Source organism: Lacinutrix jangbogonensis (assembly GCF_000797445.1).
GTDB classification, from domain to species: Bacteria; Bacteroidota; Bacteroidia; order Flavobacteriales; family Flavobacteriaceae; genus Lacinutrix; species Lacinutrix jangbogonensis.
This window is the reverse complement of sequence record NZ_JSWF01000029.1, coordinates 141,229-160,322: the sequence shown is the minus strand read 5'-3', so window position 1 is coordinate 160,322 and position 19,094 is coordinate 141,229. Positions and strand designations below refer to the sequence as shown.

Sequence of the window (19,094 nt, the reverse complement as noted above, 5' to 3'; positions counted from 1 at the left end):
AAGCAATTATTTATAGTGTTTATAATAAAGTTCGCAGAAGCGAAAGGCTTTATTGATGTTTTTGTTCCTTTTGAAAAAGAAGTTGTAAAACAAAATACTGAACAACTATTTAAACGCTATAAAAAACAGTTTAATGGATATCTATTACCTGATATACCTAAAAATGATACTCAAGAGGAAGAGGCTTTTATGTTATTAGAACGTATTAGAAAAAAGGATATTAGCCCTCAATTTATTATAAATTGCGAGTTACAATTTGTAGAATACTGCAAGGAATTTATATTAATTTATGATTATTTTGATGAAGACTATTATATCATTATGGATGAAGTTTTTGAAAGTGCATGTTTAAAAATAAAGGATGAAAACTTAATTGAAGAGTATAGAATTGCTATTAAAATATTAATAGAATTCGGAAACGAATATGGGCTTGAGTTTAGTGAAATATGCAAAACCTTAGTTATATATAAAACCTTATTATGATTACAGACGAGCAAATACAACTTTTTAATTCCTTATTCAAAGGACGTGAGGATGTTTTTGCTTTGCGATGGGAAAAGACAAACAAAAGTGGGTATATGCCTGCTTATTCTTATGACCCATATATGTATCGCCTACATAAACAAAAAGGTGGAACGTTTAAGGATTACAAAGATAAAACCTATTTAAAATTGGATGATTATCAATCATCAAAACATTTATCTGGAGAGAAATTTATAGGAATATATCCGCTTTTAAAAGATAACACGTCATGGTTTATCGTTGCAGATTTTGATAAAAAGAATTGGCAAGAACAATCTGTAAAAGCATTAGATGCGTGTAAAGAGTACGATATTCCTGCTTATTTGGAACGCTCTCGTTCAGGGAATGGCGCGCATGTTTGGATATTTTTTGACAAACCCTATCCAGCAATTAAAAGTAGAAGAATAATACTGTCGATATTTGAGAAGACTGATGTCTTTTCAATTTTTGATAAGAACACTAGTTTTGATAGATTATTTCCTAATCAAGATTATTTATCTGGCAAAGGTTTGGGAAACCTCATCGCTCTCCCTCTTAACGGTGTTACATTGCAACAAGGTAATTCATGTTTTATTGATAGTGAAACATTTATTCCTTATAAAGACCAGTGGGAATTTCTAAGAGAGATTAAAAGAGTTTCAATAAACCATTTAGATATTATTTTAAAATCTTTTGGCGAAGAATTTAATGAAACTGTAGTGATTGAGAATTCTAGTAACATAGTTTCAACTATTGGAAAGCTAGTTATAAAATTAAATAATAGTATTGTTATAAATCGTAATGGGTTAACAACTCCTATTATTGATTTTATAAAAGAGAATCTTAATTTTTATAATTCTGATTTTTTTGTAAAAAATAAAGCAGGAAGAAGTACTTGGAAAACAAATCGTTTTTTTAAACTTATTGATGAAGCTGAAAACACTATTGCTATACCTAAAGGTTTTACAGGAAAATTAATTCGATTTTGTATTCAAAATGGTATTGATTATGAGTTTTTAGATCAAAGGAAAAAACTTAAAAATATTGAAATAGTATCTAAAATACAATTATTAAAACATCAAAATGCCCCTCTTGAAGTTGCTTTGAAAAAAGATTTTGGAATTATTGTAGCACCTCCAGGGTCAGGAAAAACCATAATAGGACTCAAACTTATTGAAGAAAAGAAGCAACCTGCTCTTATCATTACACATCGTAAACAAATTGCTGAACAATGGATAGATCGAATAGAAACATTCTTTGGTATTCCTAAAAAAGAAATAGGAAAGATTGGGCAAGGTAAAATGAAAATCGGAAAGCAAATAACAGTTGCTTTGATTCAAACACTAGCAAAGAAAATAGAAAATGATTCCAAAGAATTAAAATCAGCTTTTGGAATAGTAATTATTGATGAATGCCATCATATTCCTGCAAAGTCATTTCGAGAAGCAATACATCACTTGTCTCCATATTATCAATATGGGTTGACGGCAACACCATTTCGTAAAAACAACGACGAAAAACTATTATTCATATACTTAGGCGATATCATTTCTGAAATAAAACCTCATCAAATAGAAACTTATAAAAAACCTCGACTAACTGTTCGAGATACAAGTCTCAATATTCCTTTTGATTCAAAAATCGATCATTTCGAAATACTTTCAAAAATACTCATTCACGATTCAGAAAGAAATAAACTAATCCTAAAAGATGTATATTATGAATTAAATAAGGGTCGAAAAATTGTAATTATTACAGAACGAAAGAATCACATTAAAGTTCTATATCAGTATTTAAAAAATAAGTACGAGGTTATTCCTATTTCTGGAGAAGATAATATCGTTTCTCGAAATTTAAAGTGGAAAAGCATACAGCAAGGCAATTATCAAGCTATTATAACCACTGGACAATTTTTTGGAGAAGGTATTGATATTCAAGATGTCTCAGGACTCTTTTTAGTTTATCCTTTTGCTTTTAAAGGAAAATTGATTCAATATATTGGACGTGTACAACGCTCTGAATTGACTCCAATTATTTATGATTATCGCGATAAACAAATCCCATATCTCAATAAACTATTTTTAAAACGGAATACATATTATCGAAATTTAGATAGACAAGCTACTTTATTTGATGATTTAAAAGAAACTATTGAAGTAAGCACAAAAAAACATCATGATATTGATAAGGTTATAAAAGTACCGATTAATGATTTGGATTTTCATTATGGAATGGTCAGCTTTTCATATAAAGCATCAACCCAAACTTCACTTCAATTTGAAATCGAAAATGAAGAAATACAACCAGAATTTGAAGTTTTAAAACCTTATTTTTCAAAAGTTTTAAATTCTAAATTTATTAGTGTTCGTATTCAAGTTGGTTTTGAAGATACTATTATTGCTTCCCAGTTAGCAGTATCAAAAGATATTGATCTTATTAATAAAGAGATTGTGGAAAGTGTGAAGTTTGAATTCGTTGAACATCACTTCATAAAAGGCGGAAAATCTAAAAAAGAAAAAGTATTGGAAGAAACCTCTAAGAATATTAATGCTTTCTTTGGTTCTGAAGAGAATTTAATAGGTGCTCTTTTAAAGAATAACAGTTATGTTCATCATAAACAGCTTCTATACTTGGCAAAACGACATAACAATAAAACATTAAAAATTAGATTTGTTTTGCATCCTTTTTCGTTCGTTTTCTTAATTGTAGGGCAACAAAAACATCATGTCATTTTAGAAACATTAGATACCAAAGAGGCTACTTATGTTTGGCATATTCCTAAAAATAATATGCAATTTAAAGCGGAGTTAGAAAGAATAAACATGAAGCTAAGTTGGATTCGCTACAATGGGCGGCAATCTTTTTTGGAAACTAAAAACGAAAATTTTAGTAAAATTATTCATGATTACAGCGAAAATCAAAAAGGATTTTATAAATGGAAAAATGCTTTAGAAGAGAGACTAATTTAAAGAAAAACAAGTTTTTCTCCCAAGCGGCAACGCATCAAATCGTTGCTTGGGGAAAAACAGCAGATGTTATTGAGAAGTATGTTGTAAAAGGTAAAGAAGTTGCCATAGATGGAAAATTAACAACACGCTCTTGGGAAGACAAAGATGGTTTAAAACGTTACACAACAGAAGTAGTATGTAATGAATTATTGATGTTGGGAGGGAAGTAAAATTTAAATTTTTTTATGTTGACTTTTTTATTTGGTGTACGTACTAAAATATAAAACCATCACTTAAAAGCAAAATAGTTCACTTGACCTTTTGGTTACTTGGCATTTATTTTTAGCCACTTCAGTTAATTCTATCACTTTTGACCTCGCACCTGTTCGTACATTTACAACAGAATAAGTCAAAACAAATCATTAAGAACTCAGAATAAAATATTATAAAAAATAGATATTTATCAATTTTAATACTAACGATGCGCTTAATTAGCTTATCTGCTTTTTCTCAAACAGAGAATGAACAGCCACTATTGGCCCTGTCGGATGATGACTTAGATCTTTATGCGGTATTAAATCTTTTTCAACAGTCATAGATCATTGAGGATTTTGAAAAGTCGTTAAATGACGAAAAAGGGGGAATTGTTAATTTAGATCTGAATAATGATGGTAAAGTTGATTTCCTTAAAGTTGTAACTAAAAAAGATGGGAATGATTTTCTATTTATTCTACAAGGCGCAATAAGTGAAAAAGAAACTCAGGATGTAGCAGTCATGACAGTTTCAAAAGATGCTGGAGATAAAGTGATTATGCTGGTCATTGGCGACGAAAAGTTATATGTAAAAAATTATGTAATAGAACCTCGTAAAGAAGCTTCAAATTCAGTGACTTCTAATCCTGCATATGTGGGTAATGACCCAGTTACCATAAATATAGAAGCAACTACACAGGTTATCGTAGTTGAAACAGTACCAATAGTTCAATACGTATACTCGCCTTTCTATATGCCTTATTATCCTACTTATTATTTTGGATATTATCCTCCTTATTGGAATCCTTATGCTGTAATAGGCATCAGTATTTATAGACACCATCATTATCATCATCATCAAAGTTACCATGTTGGTTATCATGGACATGGAAATACAACTGTCGTTATTAATAATCATAACAGTTACAACAATTACAGAAACAACAGCAGAACCAACTCTGTTACCGTAAATAATAATATTAAAAACGGAAATTTCAAAACGTCGGGTCAAAAAGGACTTCGTCCTTCAACTGCGTAGACTGGAAATAATTTAAATAGAAATAGGACCTCTACAACTAATAAGGCGTCGAAAAGTACTTCGATATATAAAAAACCAATATCAAAACCTTCGTCATCTAAAACTATAAAATCACGTTCTTCTTCTATTACAAGTCGTTTAAGTAAGGGTAAAGTGAGACATTAACAATGTGTCATATAAAAAAGCCTCATTTCGTTTGAAATGGTGCTTTTTTTTATTGTTTTAAGTCTCTATTGAATAGACATATCAGAGGCACTCATATCCCTAAGACATACATATTGACCATCTCTTTTTTAAAATAGATTCATATAGTTACCTGTATTTATAGCAGTATTAGTAGAATCAATTACCGTGTAATATCTTATTTCCAAAACTTGAACTCCGTCTTTGAATAGAAACACTTTAGTTGTAGTAAATTAACTTTTGTTGGCATTTGTATCTTCTTGTTTCAGCCCTTCTATCGAATTCATGACATAAGATGCTTATCCAAAATGATCTTTAGTTGAAGTTGTCAAAGGCTAAAACTTAGTTTTATTTCTTAAAAAATGGATTAAATGATATGTTACCTACTGATATATAATACTATTTCAAATAAAAGTATAGAATTTTCCTATTTTAATTTATCAACTAGACGTGTTTTTGTTAGTTGTGGTTATCCAGTATTAAAACCCAAACCCCAATCTAAAAGCCAATCGCATTCCATCATCACTATTAAAAGCGGAAATATTTGCAGTCATCATTTCTGCTAAATTCACGAATACACCACCTCCAATTGAAGTATTCCACATGTCATTATTAAAAGTAGCATCGAACACCTGGTTGTTGTCAATCCAAACGCGACCATAATCGATACCGCCAAAGACTCCCAGTTTTATGGGTAGTATTTCTGTTTTTAAACCCATTATATTCCATCGAATATCTGTAGATTGTACAAAGGCAGATTTTCCAGTAAAACGTTCGTTTCTATAACCTCTTAAGCCTGTACTAGCGCCTAAAGTTGCAGCTTGATAAAACTCAAAGTCATCGCCTAGGTTTATATATCCTCCCAAATGAGTTGCTAAGACTAATTGACCACTTGGAATTAATTTATAATTGAAACCTAAGGTTGGTACAACATATCCAAAGCCTTTACTTGTGGCAACATTATTTTTATAACCAACTTGCAAGCTTAATTGCATACCCAGCGTTGGAAAGGATTTATCGTCTTTATTTTCAAAATGATAGGCTGCATCTACACCAAAGAAATCTTGATTATCAAAAACTGTTTCATTGATAGCTGAAATAGCTGTGGCGCTATTATTGTTTAAGACATCATCTAAAAAGCGTCCATTTGTGCGGTCTACCTCATTCGATTCATAAAAAATACCTGCTTTAAAATGAGCGCCTAATTCTCCTCTCCAAACTAACGAAGGCATTATTTTGATGGTTCTAATTTTAACTCGATTATAGTCTAAATCTGTATCAAAGCCATCATCATCATCTGCCTCTGGGTTTGGTGTGCTATTTCCAAAACCAAAGAAATTAATGGCGTAATTAGGACTATTAAATTGTGCGTCCAAACCAAAGTTTAATTTTCCGAATACATTTGCAAACTCTCCACTATATGATATATCATATCCTTCTGTTGCGAAATAGTAGGATGCAGAGATAATTTGTTTATTGGTGAATGGATTTCGCTCGAAACCATAATCTGTATTGATGTTTGTTACTCCTATTTTAAACCCATCGTCAGGATTAGAGCCTAGTATTGGTATTATTGCATTGGTGTTATTTTTTAGTTTTTTATAATCATAAACATTCACATCATAGTCATCATTTAGACGTATCCTCGTCTTTTTAACTTGAGAGACATCATTCTTTTTGCTTTTATAATCGTAAACAACTATTTTTCCACCATCAGGAATGATATAAGTGTCATTATTCTGACCTCCAATTAATCTAATTTTAATCTTGGCATTTTTCCCTTTTGCTTCGAAAACATCATCATCATCTAAGCCATAGATCCATATTTCCTTTGTTTCTGCTTTATTGTAAACTCTTTCAAGAAACACATCTCTTTTTTCACCTTTTTGAATACGCTGTGCTATAATTTTAACATCACCATTTGATAAGCATTCAATAGTAAAATAGTCATCTTTGTTTGTTCCTTTTATTACGGAAACATTATTGACTAAAGCATAATACCTATCGGATATAGCTTGTAGATTACTGCGTCTTGCCTTTAATTTCCTTTTGATGTTATCAAGGGATTCATCGCGTACTTCCTTTGGAAAGTTTAAAAAAGCTTCATCAATTACGGCATCAGTGATACCGTTTTGAATAGTCTTTACTTCTGTATCCCAAACCGCTTTATTAGATCTTTGGATAAATTCCATATCTAATGGAAAGGGCTCTACATTAACACCTTTGACATCTACCAGATCATCATCATACTTTCTAAGTATTCGTGCTGCAGGTATTAATGCCATACCAAGACCGAATAACGGTCCATCAGACATAATTGAGAAGGCTTGATCTCTATCTCGTGGTAATGGACGATATACTTTTTTGCCATTTTCTTCAAACTCAATCCAACGCCACTGGTCTTGATGCCTGTCCCAATCACCAATAAGCATATCAAACAAACGCGCTCTAATATAAGAAGCTTCATCGATGATAATGTCTTCATCTTTGTGCAACTTTTTCATTACATCTTCTGTGCTAATAATTTTATCCTTAAAGCCAAAACTCGCGAGATCGCTGTGCCCTTCGGAAGTATGCTCTTCAATCATGTACAATGCGTCACCAAATTCACCATTAAAATCTCCTAATGCTTTTTGTTTTGGAATATAATAAAGTGTTGGGTTTGTGTGGTATAAACCAATAGCGTCCGATAAGGTTCCTGTAGCAAAAGGTGCATAAGGGTGCGATCCTGCAAAAACGTCTAGAATAAAAGTCTCTGATCCAGTATTATCAAACTGACCTTCGATATATTGCTCTTTAAATAATAGCGCTTGTATATATTGTACGGCGCTTTTCCGAAGTGCGCGCATTACGTATTGTGCACCATTTTTGTCTTCTAGTCGCAAGGATATAGATTGATTTCCACCACCTTTTCTAACTACTTTTAGTCCTCCATACATGGTATCCAAATCTACAGTTGGCGCCATTACTGGTGTGCTATATAGCTTGCGGTAACGGTCTCCCCAAAGATATTTAAATGTGCCAGATTTATCGGTTTCTGCTTTTGAATATATAACACCTGCTTTTTCCTTTGGAAAACTAGTTGGGTAGGTTTTGTTTGATTTCTTTTCATCAGATTTAAGTACTTCTGTCTCATATACAATTTTGTTTTCATCGGTGCCATAAAAACGAACATGTGAAGAACCATCTGTGAAGACATCAAGTCTTGCATACCCAGGTGTTCCATATGAAAATTGCCCTGCACCTACATTGCGCGTAGCTGAAACTTTAGACCCAGAACCACTTACGATTTGATGTAAATTATCTGCTATTAAATATTGTAAGCTATGTTCATGACCAGAAACGAATACAACTTTTTTATTCTCTTGTGAAATGGTTACTAAACGTCTTTTAAATTCGTTGTATCTCTTGTTCTGTAAATCTACATTAACGATACCGCTTGTTTTTCTGATGATATTTTTTAGTGTTCCTAATACCGGAAGTGGTTTCATATGATTTGCAAAAGAATATTGCCCGCCATGAGAACCGTTGGTATACATAGGATGATGCAGGGCAACTATCGTAGTCTTTCTTCTGGATTTTTTTATAAGACTCTCATATTTATCTAAAAAATCGTTTCTTGTTTTAATATCGCAATCATCATTTATTGTAGGATGGTTATCCCAATTTTCCATATACCATTGACTATCTATTAAAATTAACTCAATATCATCAGAAATATGAATATTCTCAATAGAGCACCCGTTTTCTGGTAAAAAAGTATTTTTGCCTAACGCTTTTTCAATGTATTTTTCTTGCCTGTTTAGTCCTTCAATTCCATCACTATACCAATCATGGTTTCCCGGAATAAAAATCGTTTCTCCTTTAAATTTCGAAACGACATCAGTTTGCGTTTTCATTTGATATTCCGCAAAAGCACGATTTTTATCTTTTTTATTAGGAAAACCTTTAGGATAAATATTATCTCCTAAAAAAATAGCTGTACTATTTTTTGATGCCTTGCTTAATTCAGTTTTAAACGCCTCTAATGTTTTAGAAGTCTCTCCTATTGGCGTATTCCCAGCATCCCCAATTAAATAAAAAGAGTGTTCAATTTCAGTATTAGGAATACTTGATATACTACTGGTGTCTTTATATTGTGCTTTAAAAGTAGCACAAGAGCTAAGCAATAAAAGAATAAGTAGTTTATAATATGAATTAGTATTCATTATAAAATATTTTTAGATTTAAAGTCGGTTTTTAGTTAGAATAGATTTGTAAACTTAAGCAAGATAAAAATAATATTACATTTAATATGTGTTTTTAAATTTGATCCTAACTATTTATCGCATACGTACTAATAGCGTTTTTTTTCAAGTAGTTGTATCGTTAATAAGAACATGATCATTAATTCGAATGAGCCATCTTCGACTGCTGTAGGTTGCCTGCGCATTAAAGTGACCTGCAAAAACAGTTCTATAATTGCATGAAGTTGTTTCTTGGAAAAAAACAGCTGATTTTATTGATAAGTGTGTAGTAAAAGGTTAAGAGGTTGCGAATTTGCTAAAAATTAGTAACGCGCTCATAGGAAGATAAAGATGGTCTAAAACGTTACACAAAAGAGGTTGTTTAATAGGTAGAGTTATTGATTTTTTAATCAATAGAATTCCCCGACGCTTGCGTCGGTGGTCAAGAGGAAAGTTTGAAAACCTAAGGTTTTCATCAAACTAAAAATAAAGTTTTTTCTGCTTGATACCTCGTGCCCTTGGGCCGAGGTAGTTCATTATTAATCAATACTATTAATAAAAAAAAATTTTATACTAATAATGAAAGAAACAAGTAACCAGCTCATTTCCACTTTGTAAATATAGAACTTAATATTCACTATTATAAACCTAAGTAATACAGGTGTCAATTTATGTTATAAACGCGCTCCTAATGGTAATAATCATTAATTAGGCTATTAATTATTATCGGTTTTGAGAATTATTATTTCTTATCCAATATCATATACACCGGAAAGTGGTCGCTATAACCTCCTTTATAACGTTTTCCAATATAAGTTCTGTAAGGGCTACCTTTGTATTTACCTTCTTCCTCTTTTAAAAAGTCTTCATCGAAAATGTTAGCCTTAATGAAACGCAGTGTGTTTTTTTTACGTTCAAAAAAATTATGCGTAATTAAAAACTGGTCGAATAAATTCCAACTTTGATTGTAGCTCGTGGTGCCTCGATCGTGAGATAGTAATGTGCGCATGGGATTAAAAAGGCCATGACCTAATTCTAATGCTTTTAGACTCTCGCTTTCTGGATCATCATTAAAATCGCCCATTACAATAACCTTTGCAACAGGATTTTTTTCTTTTAAAAAATTTATAATTTCTGTTACTTTTTGGGAGGCTTTTAGACGTTTGTGTTTGGTTTCAATGTCTCCGGTTCGTCTTGATGGCCAATGGTTTACTAATACATGAAGTTCTATGCCTTCAAATAAACCACTTACTAATAATATATCTCTAGTGTGGTCTATATCACCATCTTCATCTAGTAAATCGACAGTGTAAGTTTTAGAAAAAGCAACTTTAAAGACAGTTTCGTCATATAGCAATGCAACGTCAATACCGCGTTCGTCTGGAGAATTGTAATGCACAAATTTATAGTTATACTCCTCTAAATGTTTAGAAGTCACCAAATCGTTTAAAACAGCTTCATTTTCTACTTCTGCCAAACCTACTATTGCTGGATGCCTTTCTACTTCTTTTTTACCAATATTAGAAATTACATATCCTATTTTTCGTAGTTTGTTTTTGTAGCGCTTTATACTCCAGCGTTTTTCGGCATTTGGAAGCATATCGCTGTCACGAGTAATTTCATCATCATAAACATCAAAGAGGTTTTCAATATTATAAAAGGCAATGGTTTGGCGTTTTCCTTTGGACTTAAAGAAGTTTAGTTTCAAATTTTAGATTTTGATTGGCATAAAAATAGCAAATTTTATCTGCTTTCAATTGGCAGATATCATATCTGCCTTAAAATATCCAAATAAAACGCCTTTTTTCCTTTTTACTTCAACATAAAAAGAAACAGTAACTAAAGCTATACTTAATTTTTATATTTTGTAAAAAGAAAAAATCACCATTTTATTTTATGATGCTTTAAAAGTAGAAATGGTATAACTTTGTACTTTAAAATTATTTATGCTAGAAAAAAAAGACATAGACCTAGAAAACGCTGTACTCATTGGAGTAGTTACTAAGGCTCAAAACGAAGTTAAATCTAAAGAGTATTTGGACGAATTAGAGTTTTTAACCTTTACAGCTGGTGGAGAAGTAAAAAAGCGATTCACTCAAAAAATGGAAATGCCAAATCCTAAAACGTATATAGGTACGGGTAAAATTGAAGAAGTGCGTAAATACATTTTTGAGAATAAAATTGGTACTGCTATTTTTGATGATGAATTGTCTGCCTCTCAAGAACGTAATATTAGTAAAATTCTAGAATGTAAAGTACTCGATAGAACCAATCTTATTCTCGATATTTTTGCTCAGCGTGCGCAAACAAGCTATGCAAGAACACAAGTAGAATTGGCACAATGCGAATATTTATTACCACGCCTAAAAGGAATGTGGACTCACCTCGAACGCCAAAAAGGTGGAATTGGAATGCGTGGACCTGGAGAAACCGAAATTGAAACAGATAGACGTATTGTACGTGATCGTATTTCGTTATTAAAAGACAAAATTAAAGTTATAGACAAGCAAATGTCTGTGCAACGTGGTAATCGTGGTAAAATGGTACGTGTTGCGTTAGTAGGTTATACAAATGTTGGTAAATCGACATTAATGAATACTGTTAGTAAAAGTAAAGTGTTTGCCGAAAACAAACTCTTTGCAACCTTGGATACAACGGTTAGAAAAGTTGTAATCCAAAATTTACCCTTTCTGTTAAGTGATACTGTAGGTTTTATTAGAAAACTGCCAACACAATTGGTAGATAGTTTTAAAAGTACTCTTGATGAGGTTCGTGAAGCCGATCTATTACTCCATGTTGTAGATATTTCGCATCCTAATTTTGAAGACCATATTGCTTCTGTAGATAAGGTTTTAGGCGAAATAAATAGTGGTGATAAGCCCGTTATTATGGTGTTCAATAAAATTGATGCTTATGAAGCTAAACCATTTGATGATACCGATTTAATTGCAGAGCGTACCGAAGAACATTATAGTTTGTCTGAGTGGAAAAAAACATGGATGAATAGAGTAGGTACGGACAACGCGCTATTTATATCTGCGTTAAATAAAGAAAACCTAGAAGACTTTAAAAAACGCGTTTATAATGAAGTTCGAGAAATACACGTCACTCGTTTTCCATACAATCATTTTCTGTATCCAGATTACGATTACGCAACTATGGGAGAAGAAGAGTAAAAAGCAGCTTTGGCTTAAAGCGTTAAATTTAGTGTACAATAGAAAAGTAGTAGAGATCTAGAATACTTTATAGATTATTCAATACCATTATAATTAAAAACATTGAGTCGCTAAACAAACAATGGATTTAGAGTTTACTTTTTTAAATATTTTTATTCTCTTTGGCGCCTTTCAAGGGTTTGTACTTTGTTTGTATTTGTATCAAAAGAAGGAAGTAAACCCAAGTTCTGTAAAACTGTTTATTCTTTTTTTATTTAGCTTGGCATTCTTGAATATGATGTATGCTTTTCTAGACTTAAACCTATTTAAGTACTATAGACCTTTACACATGTTTCCGTTTCCTTATAAATGGTTGATTGCACCAGCATTTTTCTTTTATTTAAAGAATCAGTTTGTTCAAAAGAACGAAGTTGTGTATCATAAAAAAGAATGGTGGTTATTTCTTCCAGCCATTGTCTATTTTTTTTAAGATTGTATTGGTTTTCTATATCGGTTTCAGAAAACAGTTATAGAATCACGCAAGTCATTGTGGAATCTAATTTTTTTAGAATTCAAGAGGTTTTTATTTTAATCTTTAATGTAACTATAGGATTTGCCTGTTTTAGGTTCTTAAGTAAAAAAGTAAGTGAATTGTCAAACAGTCCCAGGTATTTAGAAAAAATGAATTGGTTAAAAAAATTCACCATTGTTTTTATCTTAATTGCTGTTTTTAATTTAGTGACCTACTCCATAGATTTAATAATCCACAATGGTCGTGAAAGCTTTCTATTTATTTATCCAACACTTATAATTAATGTTGGTTTTATCTATTGGATAGGCTTTGTCGGGTTTTCAAAACCAAAACTTCTATTTAATGTGTTTAAACTTATAGAGAATACTACAGAAACTTTTGCAGGTGATTTAAAACATAAACTGCATAACGCAATGACCATAGAAGAGGTGTACAAAAATGCTAACCTTACACTAACAGAATTAGCAACACAATTGGAATTCCATCCCAAAACACTTTCTAAATATATTAATGAAGTCCATCACATGAATTTTTCGGAATTCTTGAATTTTCATCGTATTGAAAAAGTCAAGGAATGACTAAAATCTTCAGAAGCTAAAAAATATACTTTAATAACTTTAGCTGAGGACGCAGGTTTTAGTTCAAAATCTTCTTTTAATGCTACTTTTAAAAAAATGGTTGGAATAACGCCATCAGCATATAAAAACCAATCCTAGAACACAAAATAAAACGTCCAACATTCTTCTTTTTGGACGAAAGCTATAATTTTCATTAGCTTTCTTTGATAATTGAATTGCATATTTGTTGCAACACTAAATCTATAGCAATGAAAACATTCAAACTAATAGTATTATTTGGCATAATTACTTTTTCCTCTTGTGCACAAGAGTCTAAAAGCCCTGAGGCCTGGTTAAAAAATAAAACGATTGAATTAGAACCTAATGGGAACTACGATTTCACAGAAATTGGAAAAGCTATAGGTAATAAACGTATTGTAGCCTTGGGTGAAAGTTCGCATGGTTTGGGTAAGTATTATGAGCTTAAAGCGGCTTTGGTTGAATATCTTTATAAAGAAAAGGGATTTGAAGTCCTTGCGATGGAAGGTGGATTAGGAGATATTAATATGGCGTATTCTAATATCGATACGCTTTCTGTAGCGCAATTAAGAGATCATACTGTTTTTGGTAATTTTAGAGCCGCAGAAGTCACTCCAATGTTTACACTTATTAAATCGGCAAGCGCTTCTAAAAAACCATTACATTATACTGGTTATGATACACAAGCTTCTTCAGGTTACGTTCAAGAACTATTAACTAAAATCATAAAACCGTACGACAAAGAATTATCTGATAGTTTACAAACGCGATTATGGTCTTACGGAAGAGCGTATCAAGCTGGCAAAGAAGGTGATTCTATCGCTTATGAAAAACATAGAAATCTATTTATTAATACTTCTGCGCATGCAAAGAGAATATTGGTAAATAATTCAGATGAAATAAAGAAGAATTTCGATGTCTCCGACTTTCAATTTCAGATTTCACAACGAACCCTAGAAATGTTTCAAAAATCGACACAACTCACCTACGAGGATAGATACGAAGATAATGCATTACGAGATGAATTAATGTATGAGAATTTGCAATGGATCATGACTGTGTTATTTCCTGATAAGAAAATAATTATTTGGGCACATAATGCCCATATTGAAAATGCTAATGCACAAAACCATACCGTTAAATGGATGGGACATTATTTAAAGGATGCGTATAAAGACAACTATTATGCGCTTGGTTTATTTACTTATAAAGGAAACACCTATCAGCATTGGACAAAAAAAACCATTCCTTTTGAGAATAATGACAATTATTTTCTAGAGAAAAAAATGATGGATACAGGAAAAAAAGTAGCGTTTTTAAATCTTGAAACGGTAAATGAAAGCAAGAATTCAGAATGGATTTTTAATCAAACACACGGTTACGAGTTAGAAAATGGTGGTAACATTAGCTTTATTCCAAAAAAACGATTCGATGGTCTAATTACTGTTTATAAGTCTGAAATTCCAACCTATGGTAAGTAAATTTGATGTGATATTTAATTTTTTAATACCTAAATAGGAAAACCTAAAACGAATGACATTTTCGTTCTAAAAGCAAAAAAGCATTTTATAAAGAAATGCTTTTTTTAATATCACATTTGCCAAGTTCCTAAATGTGTTTTATCTCCAACTGAGTAACCTAATTTATAGTTTTTAGATTTTATAATTTCAAAAACCTTTCCAGGAGCAGGAATTATGTTGTTTTGCAATAAGGCATCATTTAGTGTCTTTAAAACGGCTACAGAAACTTCACTTCCGTTTTTGTAAGCAGTTGCTCCATTAAGGCTTAATTTTACTTCTCTGCTTGCTGAGTCTAATATGTCTTTTGAAATAGCAGTATCAATAAACCCTTCTAGATTTGCATTATCGTTAACTAAAACAATGTGATTATTGGTTTTATAAAAGGTAAGATAGTGTGTTTTAGATATACTATATTTGGTTAAAATTGAATTGTATTTGGCTATTTTACCTCTAGGTAAATGCTTACCATTAACATAAATTCCTGTTGCATCTTTTATAAACACGACGTCATTTTTAGTATCTATTAAATTATCCTTTTTAAAAGCACCAAGTAATTCATTTTGTGCTTCAGGCCAAGTCCAATTAAAACTGTTTTTTGTGTTGTCATTATAAGTCGTTTTTGAGTCTCTTAAAAGTTGCCTAACTAAAGAGCTAATAGCTCCTTTATGTGCAGCTTCCACATTTAGATATGAAGCTTTAACAGCCAAACGCCTAGCCTCATTTGCAATTTTTTTTGCTTCATCCCTATATTGACTGGAGTTTCTAGCCACTTGTCTTTGTGCTTCACGTTGCATTCTATTTGCTTCTCGCTGCATCTGTTCTGCATCCCTACGTAGTCTATCTGCTTGACGTTGCATACGTTCTGCATCTCGTCTTGCTTCATTTTGTTCACCAACAATTATAGTACGGATTGTTAAACCCAAAGCTTCAATTTTTTTAGCTAAACTACTAGAGGCAATATTTTTATCTAAAGACATGGTTAGCTTCACTTTGCTTAAATTTACTTTGTAAACTTCTTCACCATTAGAATCGGAATTCCAGTTGTCTTTTCCTTTAGAAAGCGTGTAGTTTTTACTACTCATTTCTTTAGTTAAAAGATCTTTAATTTCCCTATGTTTTTCTTCTGGAAATTTTGCGTGAAGTGTATAAGAATCATCAGAACTACTTATGGACACAGACACATTGTTGTTTTTGCTTTTATCTTTAGAAGAACGACTATATGAATATGATGAGTTATCATCATCACTATCGCTATGAATAGATGTAGTTGAAGAAGATTTACTTGATGATGAGCTTGTAGTTTGTGCTTGTAATGATATTGTGATTAATAACATCATTAATTTTGCTAGTATTTTTGTTATTGATTTCATGATTAAATGTTTTTTTAGTTCCGTTTTATAGGAAACTGTTCGTTTTTTTGTTTTTTACGCTTCAACTTTAAAAGTTAAGCCAACTCCACGTGCACTCTCTATAGAAATGTTGTTGTCTTTTTTAAAATATTTACGTAGTCTACTAATAAATACATCCATACTTCTTCCAGAGAAAAAATCGTCACTTCCCCAAATTGCAGTTAAAAGATCATCTCTTTTAATCATTTGGTTTTTGTTTTCAAAGAAATAAGTGATTAGCTGTGCTTCCTTTTCTGTTAAGCGTTGGATGTTGTCTTCAATTTTTAATTGGTGGTTTTGCGGATTAAAAACATAGCGTCCTATGTTATAACTGCTGTCGTTTTTTGATTGACTATTTGATTGGTTAATATTTTTCAGGGTTCGTTTTAATATGTTTTGTAATCTCAAGACAAGAATATCTGCCTCAAATGGTTTTACGATGTAATCGTCTGCCCCAAGTTTTAAACCTTTTATGCGGTCTTCTTTCATTTTTCTTGCGGTTAAGAATACAAAAGGTATTTCTGGGTTAATTTCTATTACTTTTTCGGCTAAAGCAAAACCATCCATTTTTGGCATCATCACATCAAACACGCAAATATTAAAAGGGTTTTTAGCTTCGGCTTTAAAAAGGTCTAAAGCTTCTTTACCATCATTTGCCCAAGTGACTTCAAAATTGTGAATCTCTAAGTATTGTTTTAAAATACTTCCAAAGTCAAAATCGTCTTCTGCTAGTAATACACGAATTCTTTCCATTAGTTTACTGGTATTTTAATTGTGAATGTTGTGCCCTTATTTAATTCGCTCTCTAGAGTTATTACACCTTGATGTGCTTTAATAATTTGGCTAGTATAATACAATCCTAATCCTAATCCTTTTACGTCATGAACATTACCATCGCCTACACGATAGAATTTATCGAATAAATGTTTTTGATTTTTTTGTGAAATACCAATTCCATTATCACTTATTTTTAGACAGTAATTACTATTCTTTATTTCAGTTTTAAAAGTAATTATAGTTGGTTCTGCGCTATATTTTACTGCATTTTCTAGTATATTTAAAATGGCAGTAGCAAAATGAAACTTGTCTAATCTTATTACTATTTCTGATGTAAGGATTTCGTTTTTAATTGTTAATCCACTGTGTTGTTTAGCGAGTTTAAAATCTTCAATAATATTATTAAAATAGACGTTATCTAAAACTTGTTCTTTATGTAATACAATATCTTCATTGCTTAAGCTATTAGTCATTACTTGATCTATTAGTTTTTGTAGTCGTTCGTTTTGCCTGTCTACAATATTTAATGTGTTATTAAAGGCATCCGGATTTGCTTTTATTGTTTCATTTTTCAAGCTTTTTGTTGCAATGCTTAATGTTGCTAAAGGTGTTTTAAGTTCGTGTGTGATATTGTTTATGAAATCTGTTTTTATATCTGCTATTTTTTTTTGTGTAACTAAATTTTTTATTGAATAATAAAGCAATCCTATAACAAATAGAAATAGTAATAAAGAACCAAAAAACAGAGCGGCCATTCTTCTATATACTATGCGTTTCCAGTCTTTTATTTGAATGTAACTTATGTTTTTAACTTCTAAATCATACGTGTCCTTTACAATTTCACCATCTTCTTGATGTATATATTCGCTCTCAGTATACCAACTTGATTTATTAATTTGATGGCCTTCTTTGGTGTTAAATTCCTGTCCAAAAATTTTATTTCTAAATTCAGTTCTAACAGGGTATATAGTGTCGGATTTTGAACCTTCAATAATGATTATACTTATTAAATCTTGTTTAAATTTTACATCATAACCTAAATTAATATGCTCTAATTCTTTTTTGTAATAAGTTGCATGCATTGTATTAAGACTGTCTGTTTTTATAAAAAACCGATTTAAAACTTCAGCTTTTGTAATACGGTTACTTTTATAATCGTTTAAATGATTTCGCAAATCTTCTTTCCAAACATTACTTAAAGAGTCTAATTCATTTTGGTTATGAATACCTTCTAAAGCATCATCGGTTTCCTTAATAAAGGCCTTCTTTTTTAATTCGTAAGTATTACTAATTAAATAGGCTTGTATGGAGGATAGGGCTATTAAGCCTAAAACAGAAGCAATTATTAGTATGGTTATTTTGTTCTTCATATTTATTATCCGATATATCGGTTATTCTGGTTGTTGGTTACTTCAAAAGTAGTAAATAAGTGTCTTCGAGCATTATAGGTTAAGACCGTTAACCCAACGTTAACTTATTATTTACTTTCATTTTAATACGCAAAATAATTATTGCGAATCTTAATGTTTAGGGTATTTGCATTACTTTTTGGATTAATTAATTTAGAAATTAGCATTTGGTCGTTAGCTAATGTTTTTCTGTGATTTTTAATTAAAGTGTTCATAATTGTTCGATTTTAATTGATTGCTATTAAAAGCTTATCTGTAACGTCTTTTAGCATTCCAGTTTGCTGCTTTACTTGTTGCCGGTCTTGTAATTAAATTTCTATTTAAAGTTCTCATGCTGTTTTGTTATGTATGTTATTAAAAATATGTTTTTGTTAAATACCTCTTATTGGTTCGATTTGATGTTACAAATGTATAAGGGAATTCTATTTAAATAATACAAAATCAATCGCTTAACTTTGCGTTAACGTTAATAGTGTTTAAACTCCCTACTATTGGTGGTGTTCTTTATTTATGTTAATAGGAAGCTAAAACATAGTAAAAACACATTAACCGGTCTTTAACTTTGGCT

The 19,094-nt window shown here is 31.2% G+C and carries 13 protein-coding genes and 1 pseudogene; 9 read left to right on the top strand and 5 right to left on the bottom strand.

Going from position 1 to position 19,094, the window contains the following annotated elements; translation table 11 throughout:
- Positions 1–15 precede the first annotated feature (15 nt).
- From RH82_RS11145 to RH82_RS17865, 4 genes are all read left to right on the top strand, one after another.
- Positions 16–483, top strand: a complete 468-nt coding sequence (locus RH82_RS11145; RefSeq protein WP_034060769.1) for a hypothetical protein — start codon at positions 16–18, stop codon at positions 481–483.
- On the top strand, positions 480–3,470 hold the full coding sequence (locus RH82_RS11140) for a DEAD/DEAH box helicase (RefSeq protein ID WP_081979243.1): 2,991 nt from the start codon (positions 480–482) through the stop codon (positions 3,468–3,470). The genes RH82_RS11145 and RH82_RS11140 overlap by 4 nt, the downstream gene beginning before the upstream one ends.
- A complete protein-coding gene (locus RH82_RS11135) occupies positions 3,437–3,679 on the top strand; it encodes a single-stranded DNA-binding protein (protein ID WP_081979242.1) in 243 nt (80 codons plus the stop codon). Before RH82_RS11140 ends, RH82_RS11135 begins: the two co-directional genes overlap by 34 nt.
- 545 nt (positions 3,680–4,224) lie before the next feature.
- Positions 4,225–4,740 (top strand): hypothetical protein, encoded by a 516-nt coding sequence (locus tag RH82_RS17865; RefSeq protein WP_052158312.1) that lies wholly within the window; start codon positions 4,225–4,227, stop codon positions 4,738–4,740.
- A gap of 662 nt (positions 4,741–5,402) precedes the next feature.
- On the opposite strand, the gene RH82_RS11125 is transcribed toward RH82_RS17865, so the two are convergent.
- Positions 5,403–9,131 (bottom strand): metallophosphoesterase, encoded by a 3,729-nt coding sequence (locus tag RH82_RS11125; protein ID WP_034060767.1) that lies wholly within the window; start codon positions 9,129–9,131, stop codon positions 5,403–5,405.
- 760 nt (positions 9,132–9,891) lie between these two features.
- On the bottom strand, positions 9,892–10,857 hold the full coding sequence (locus tag RH82_RS11120; protein WP_034060766.1) for an endonuclease/exonuclease/phosphatase family protein: 966 nt from the start codon (positions 10,855–10,857) through the stop codon (positions 9,892–9,894).
- 238 nt (positions 10,858–11,095) lie between these two features.
- On the opposite strand from RH82_RS11120, the gene hflX reads away from it, so the two are divergent.
- The 5 genes and pseudogenes from hflX to RH82_RS11100 all read left to right on the top strand — a co-directional run bounded on the left by hflX (position 11,096) and on the right by RH82_RS11100 (position 14,913).
- Positions 11,096–12,325, top strand: coding sequence for a GTPase HflX (gene hflX / locus RH82_RS11115; RefSeq protein WP_034060765.1), 1,230 nt, complete (start codon positions 11,096–11,098; stop codon positions 12,323–12,325).
- A 121-nt stretch (positions 12,326–12,446) separates the two neighbouring features.
- Positions 12,447–12,794, top strand: a complete 348-nt coding sequence (locus RH82_RS11110; protein ID WP_034060764.1) for a hypothetical protein — start codon at positions 12,447–12,449, stop codon at positions 12,792–12,794.
- Between the two features lie 191 nt (positions 12,795–12,985).
- Positions 12,986–13,414 (top strand): AraC family transcriptional regulator, encoded by a 429-nt coding sequence (locus RH82_RS11105; RefSeq protein WP_156112457.1) that lies wholly within the window; start codon positions 12,986–12,988, stop codon positions 13,412–13,414.
- Between the two features lie 12 nt (positions 13,415–13,426).
- A pseudogene (locus RH82_RS19255) lies at positions 13,427–13,552 on the top strand (helix-turn-helix domain-containing protein); the annotation flags it as partial.
- A 110-nt stretch (positions 13,553–13,662) separates the two neighbouring features.
- Positions 13,663–14,913, top strand: a complete 1,251-nt coding sequence (locus tag RH82_RS11100; protein ID WP_034060762.1) for an erythromycin esterase family protein — start codon at positions 13,663–13,665, stop codon at positions 14,911–14,913.
- A gap of 110 nt (positions 14,914–15,023) precedes the next feature.
- Here RH82_RS11100 and RH82_RS11095 read toward each other — a convergent pair whose 3' ends face one another.
- Genes RH82_RS11095 through RH82_RS11085 form a run of 3 tightly spaced genes read right to left on the bottom strand, consistent with a single transcriptional unit; the run spans position 15,024 to position 18,487 of the window.
- On the bottom strand, positions 15,024–16,322 hold the full coding sequence (locus tag RH82_RS11095; RefSeq protein WP_034060761.1) for a hypothetical protein: 1,299 nt from the start codon (positions 16,320–16,322) through the stop codon (positions 15,024–15,026).
- A 54-nt stretch (positions 16,323–16,376) separates the two neighbouring features.
- Positions 16,377–17,093 (bottom strand): response regulator transcription factor, encoded by a 717-nt coding sequence (locus tag RH82_RS11090; RefSeq protein ID WP_034060760.1) that lies wholly within the window; start codon positions 17,091–17,093, stop codon positions 16,377–16,379.
- On the bottom strand, positions 17,093–18,487 hold the full coding sequence (locus RH82_RS11085; RefSeq protein ID WP_034060759.1) for a sensor histidine kinase: 1,395 nt from the start codon (positions 18,485–18,487) through the stop codon (positions 17,093–17,095). The genes RH82_RS11090 and RH82_RS11085 overlap by 1 nt, the downstream gene beginning before the upstream one ends.
- Positions 18,488–19,094 lie beyond the last annotated feature (607 nt).

Bases quoted from the DNA above. Each gene is read 5' to 3' on its own strand.
- RH82_RS11100 (WP_034060762.1), top strand. From the start codon at position 13,663: ATGAAAACATTCAAACTAATAGTATTATTTGGCATAATTACTTTTTCC.
- RH82_RS11090 (WP_034060760.1), bottom strand. From the start codon at position 17,093: ATGGAAAGAATTCGTGTATTACTAGCAGAAGACGATTTTGACTTTGGA.
- RH82_RS11140 (WP_081979243.1), top strand. From the start codon at position 480: ATGATTACAGACGAGCAAATACAACTTTTTAATTCCTTATTCAAAGGA.
- RH82_RS11135 (WP_081979242.1), top strand. From the start codon at position 3,437: ATGGAAAAATGCTTTAGAAGAGAGACTAATTTAAAGAAAAACAAGTTT.
- RH82_RS11095 (WP_034060761.1), bottom strand. From the start codon at position 16,322: ATGAAATCAATAACAAAAATACTAGCAAAATTAATGATGTTATTAATC.
- RH82_RS17865 (WP_052158312.1), top strand. From the start codon at position 4,225: ATGACAGTTTCAAAAGATGCTGGAGATAAAGTGATTATGCTGGTCATT.
- RH82_RS11110 (WP_034060764.1), top strand. From the start codon at position 12,447: ATGGATTTAGAGTTTACTTTTTTAAATATTTTTATTCTCTTTGGCGCC.
- RH82_RS11125 (WP_034060767.1), bottom strand. From the start codon at position 9,131: ATGAATACTAATTCATATTATAAACTACTTATTCTTTTATTGCTTAGC.
- RH82_RS11085 (WP_034060759.1), bottom strand. From the start codon at position 18,487: ATGAAGAACAAAATAACCATACTAATAATTGCTTCTGTTTTAGGCTTA.
- RH82_RS11105 (WP_156112457.1), top strand. From the start codon at position 12,986: ATGAATTGGTTAAAAAAATTCACCATTGTTTTTATCTTAATTGCTGTT.
- hflX (WP_034060765.1), top strand. From the start codon at position 11,096: ATGCTAGAAAAAAAAGACATAGACCTAGAAAACGCTGTACTCATTGGA.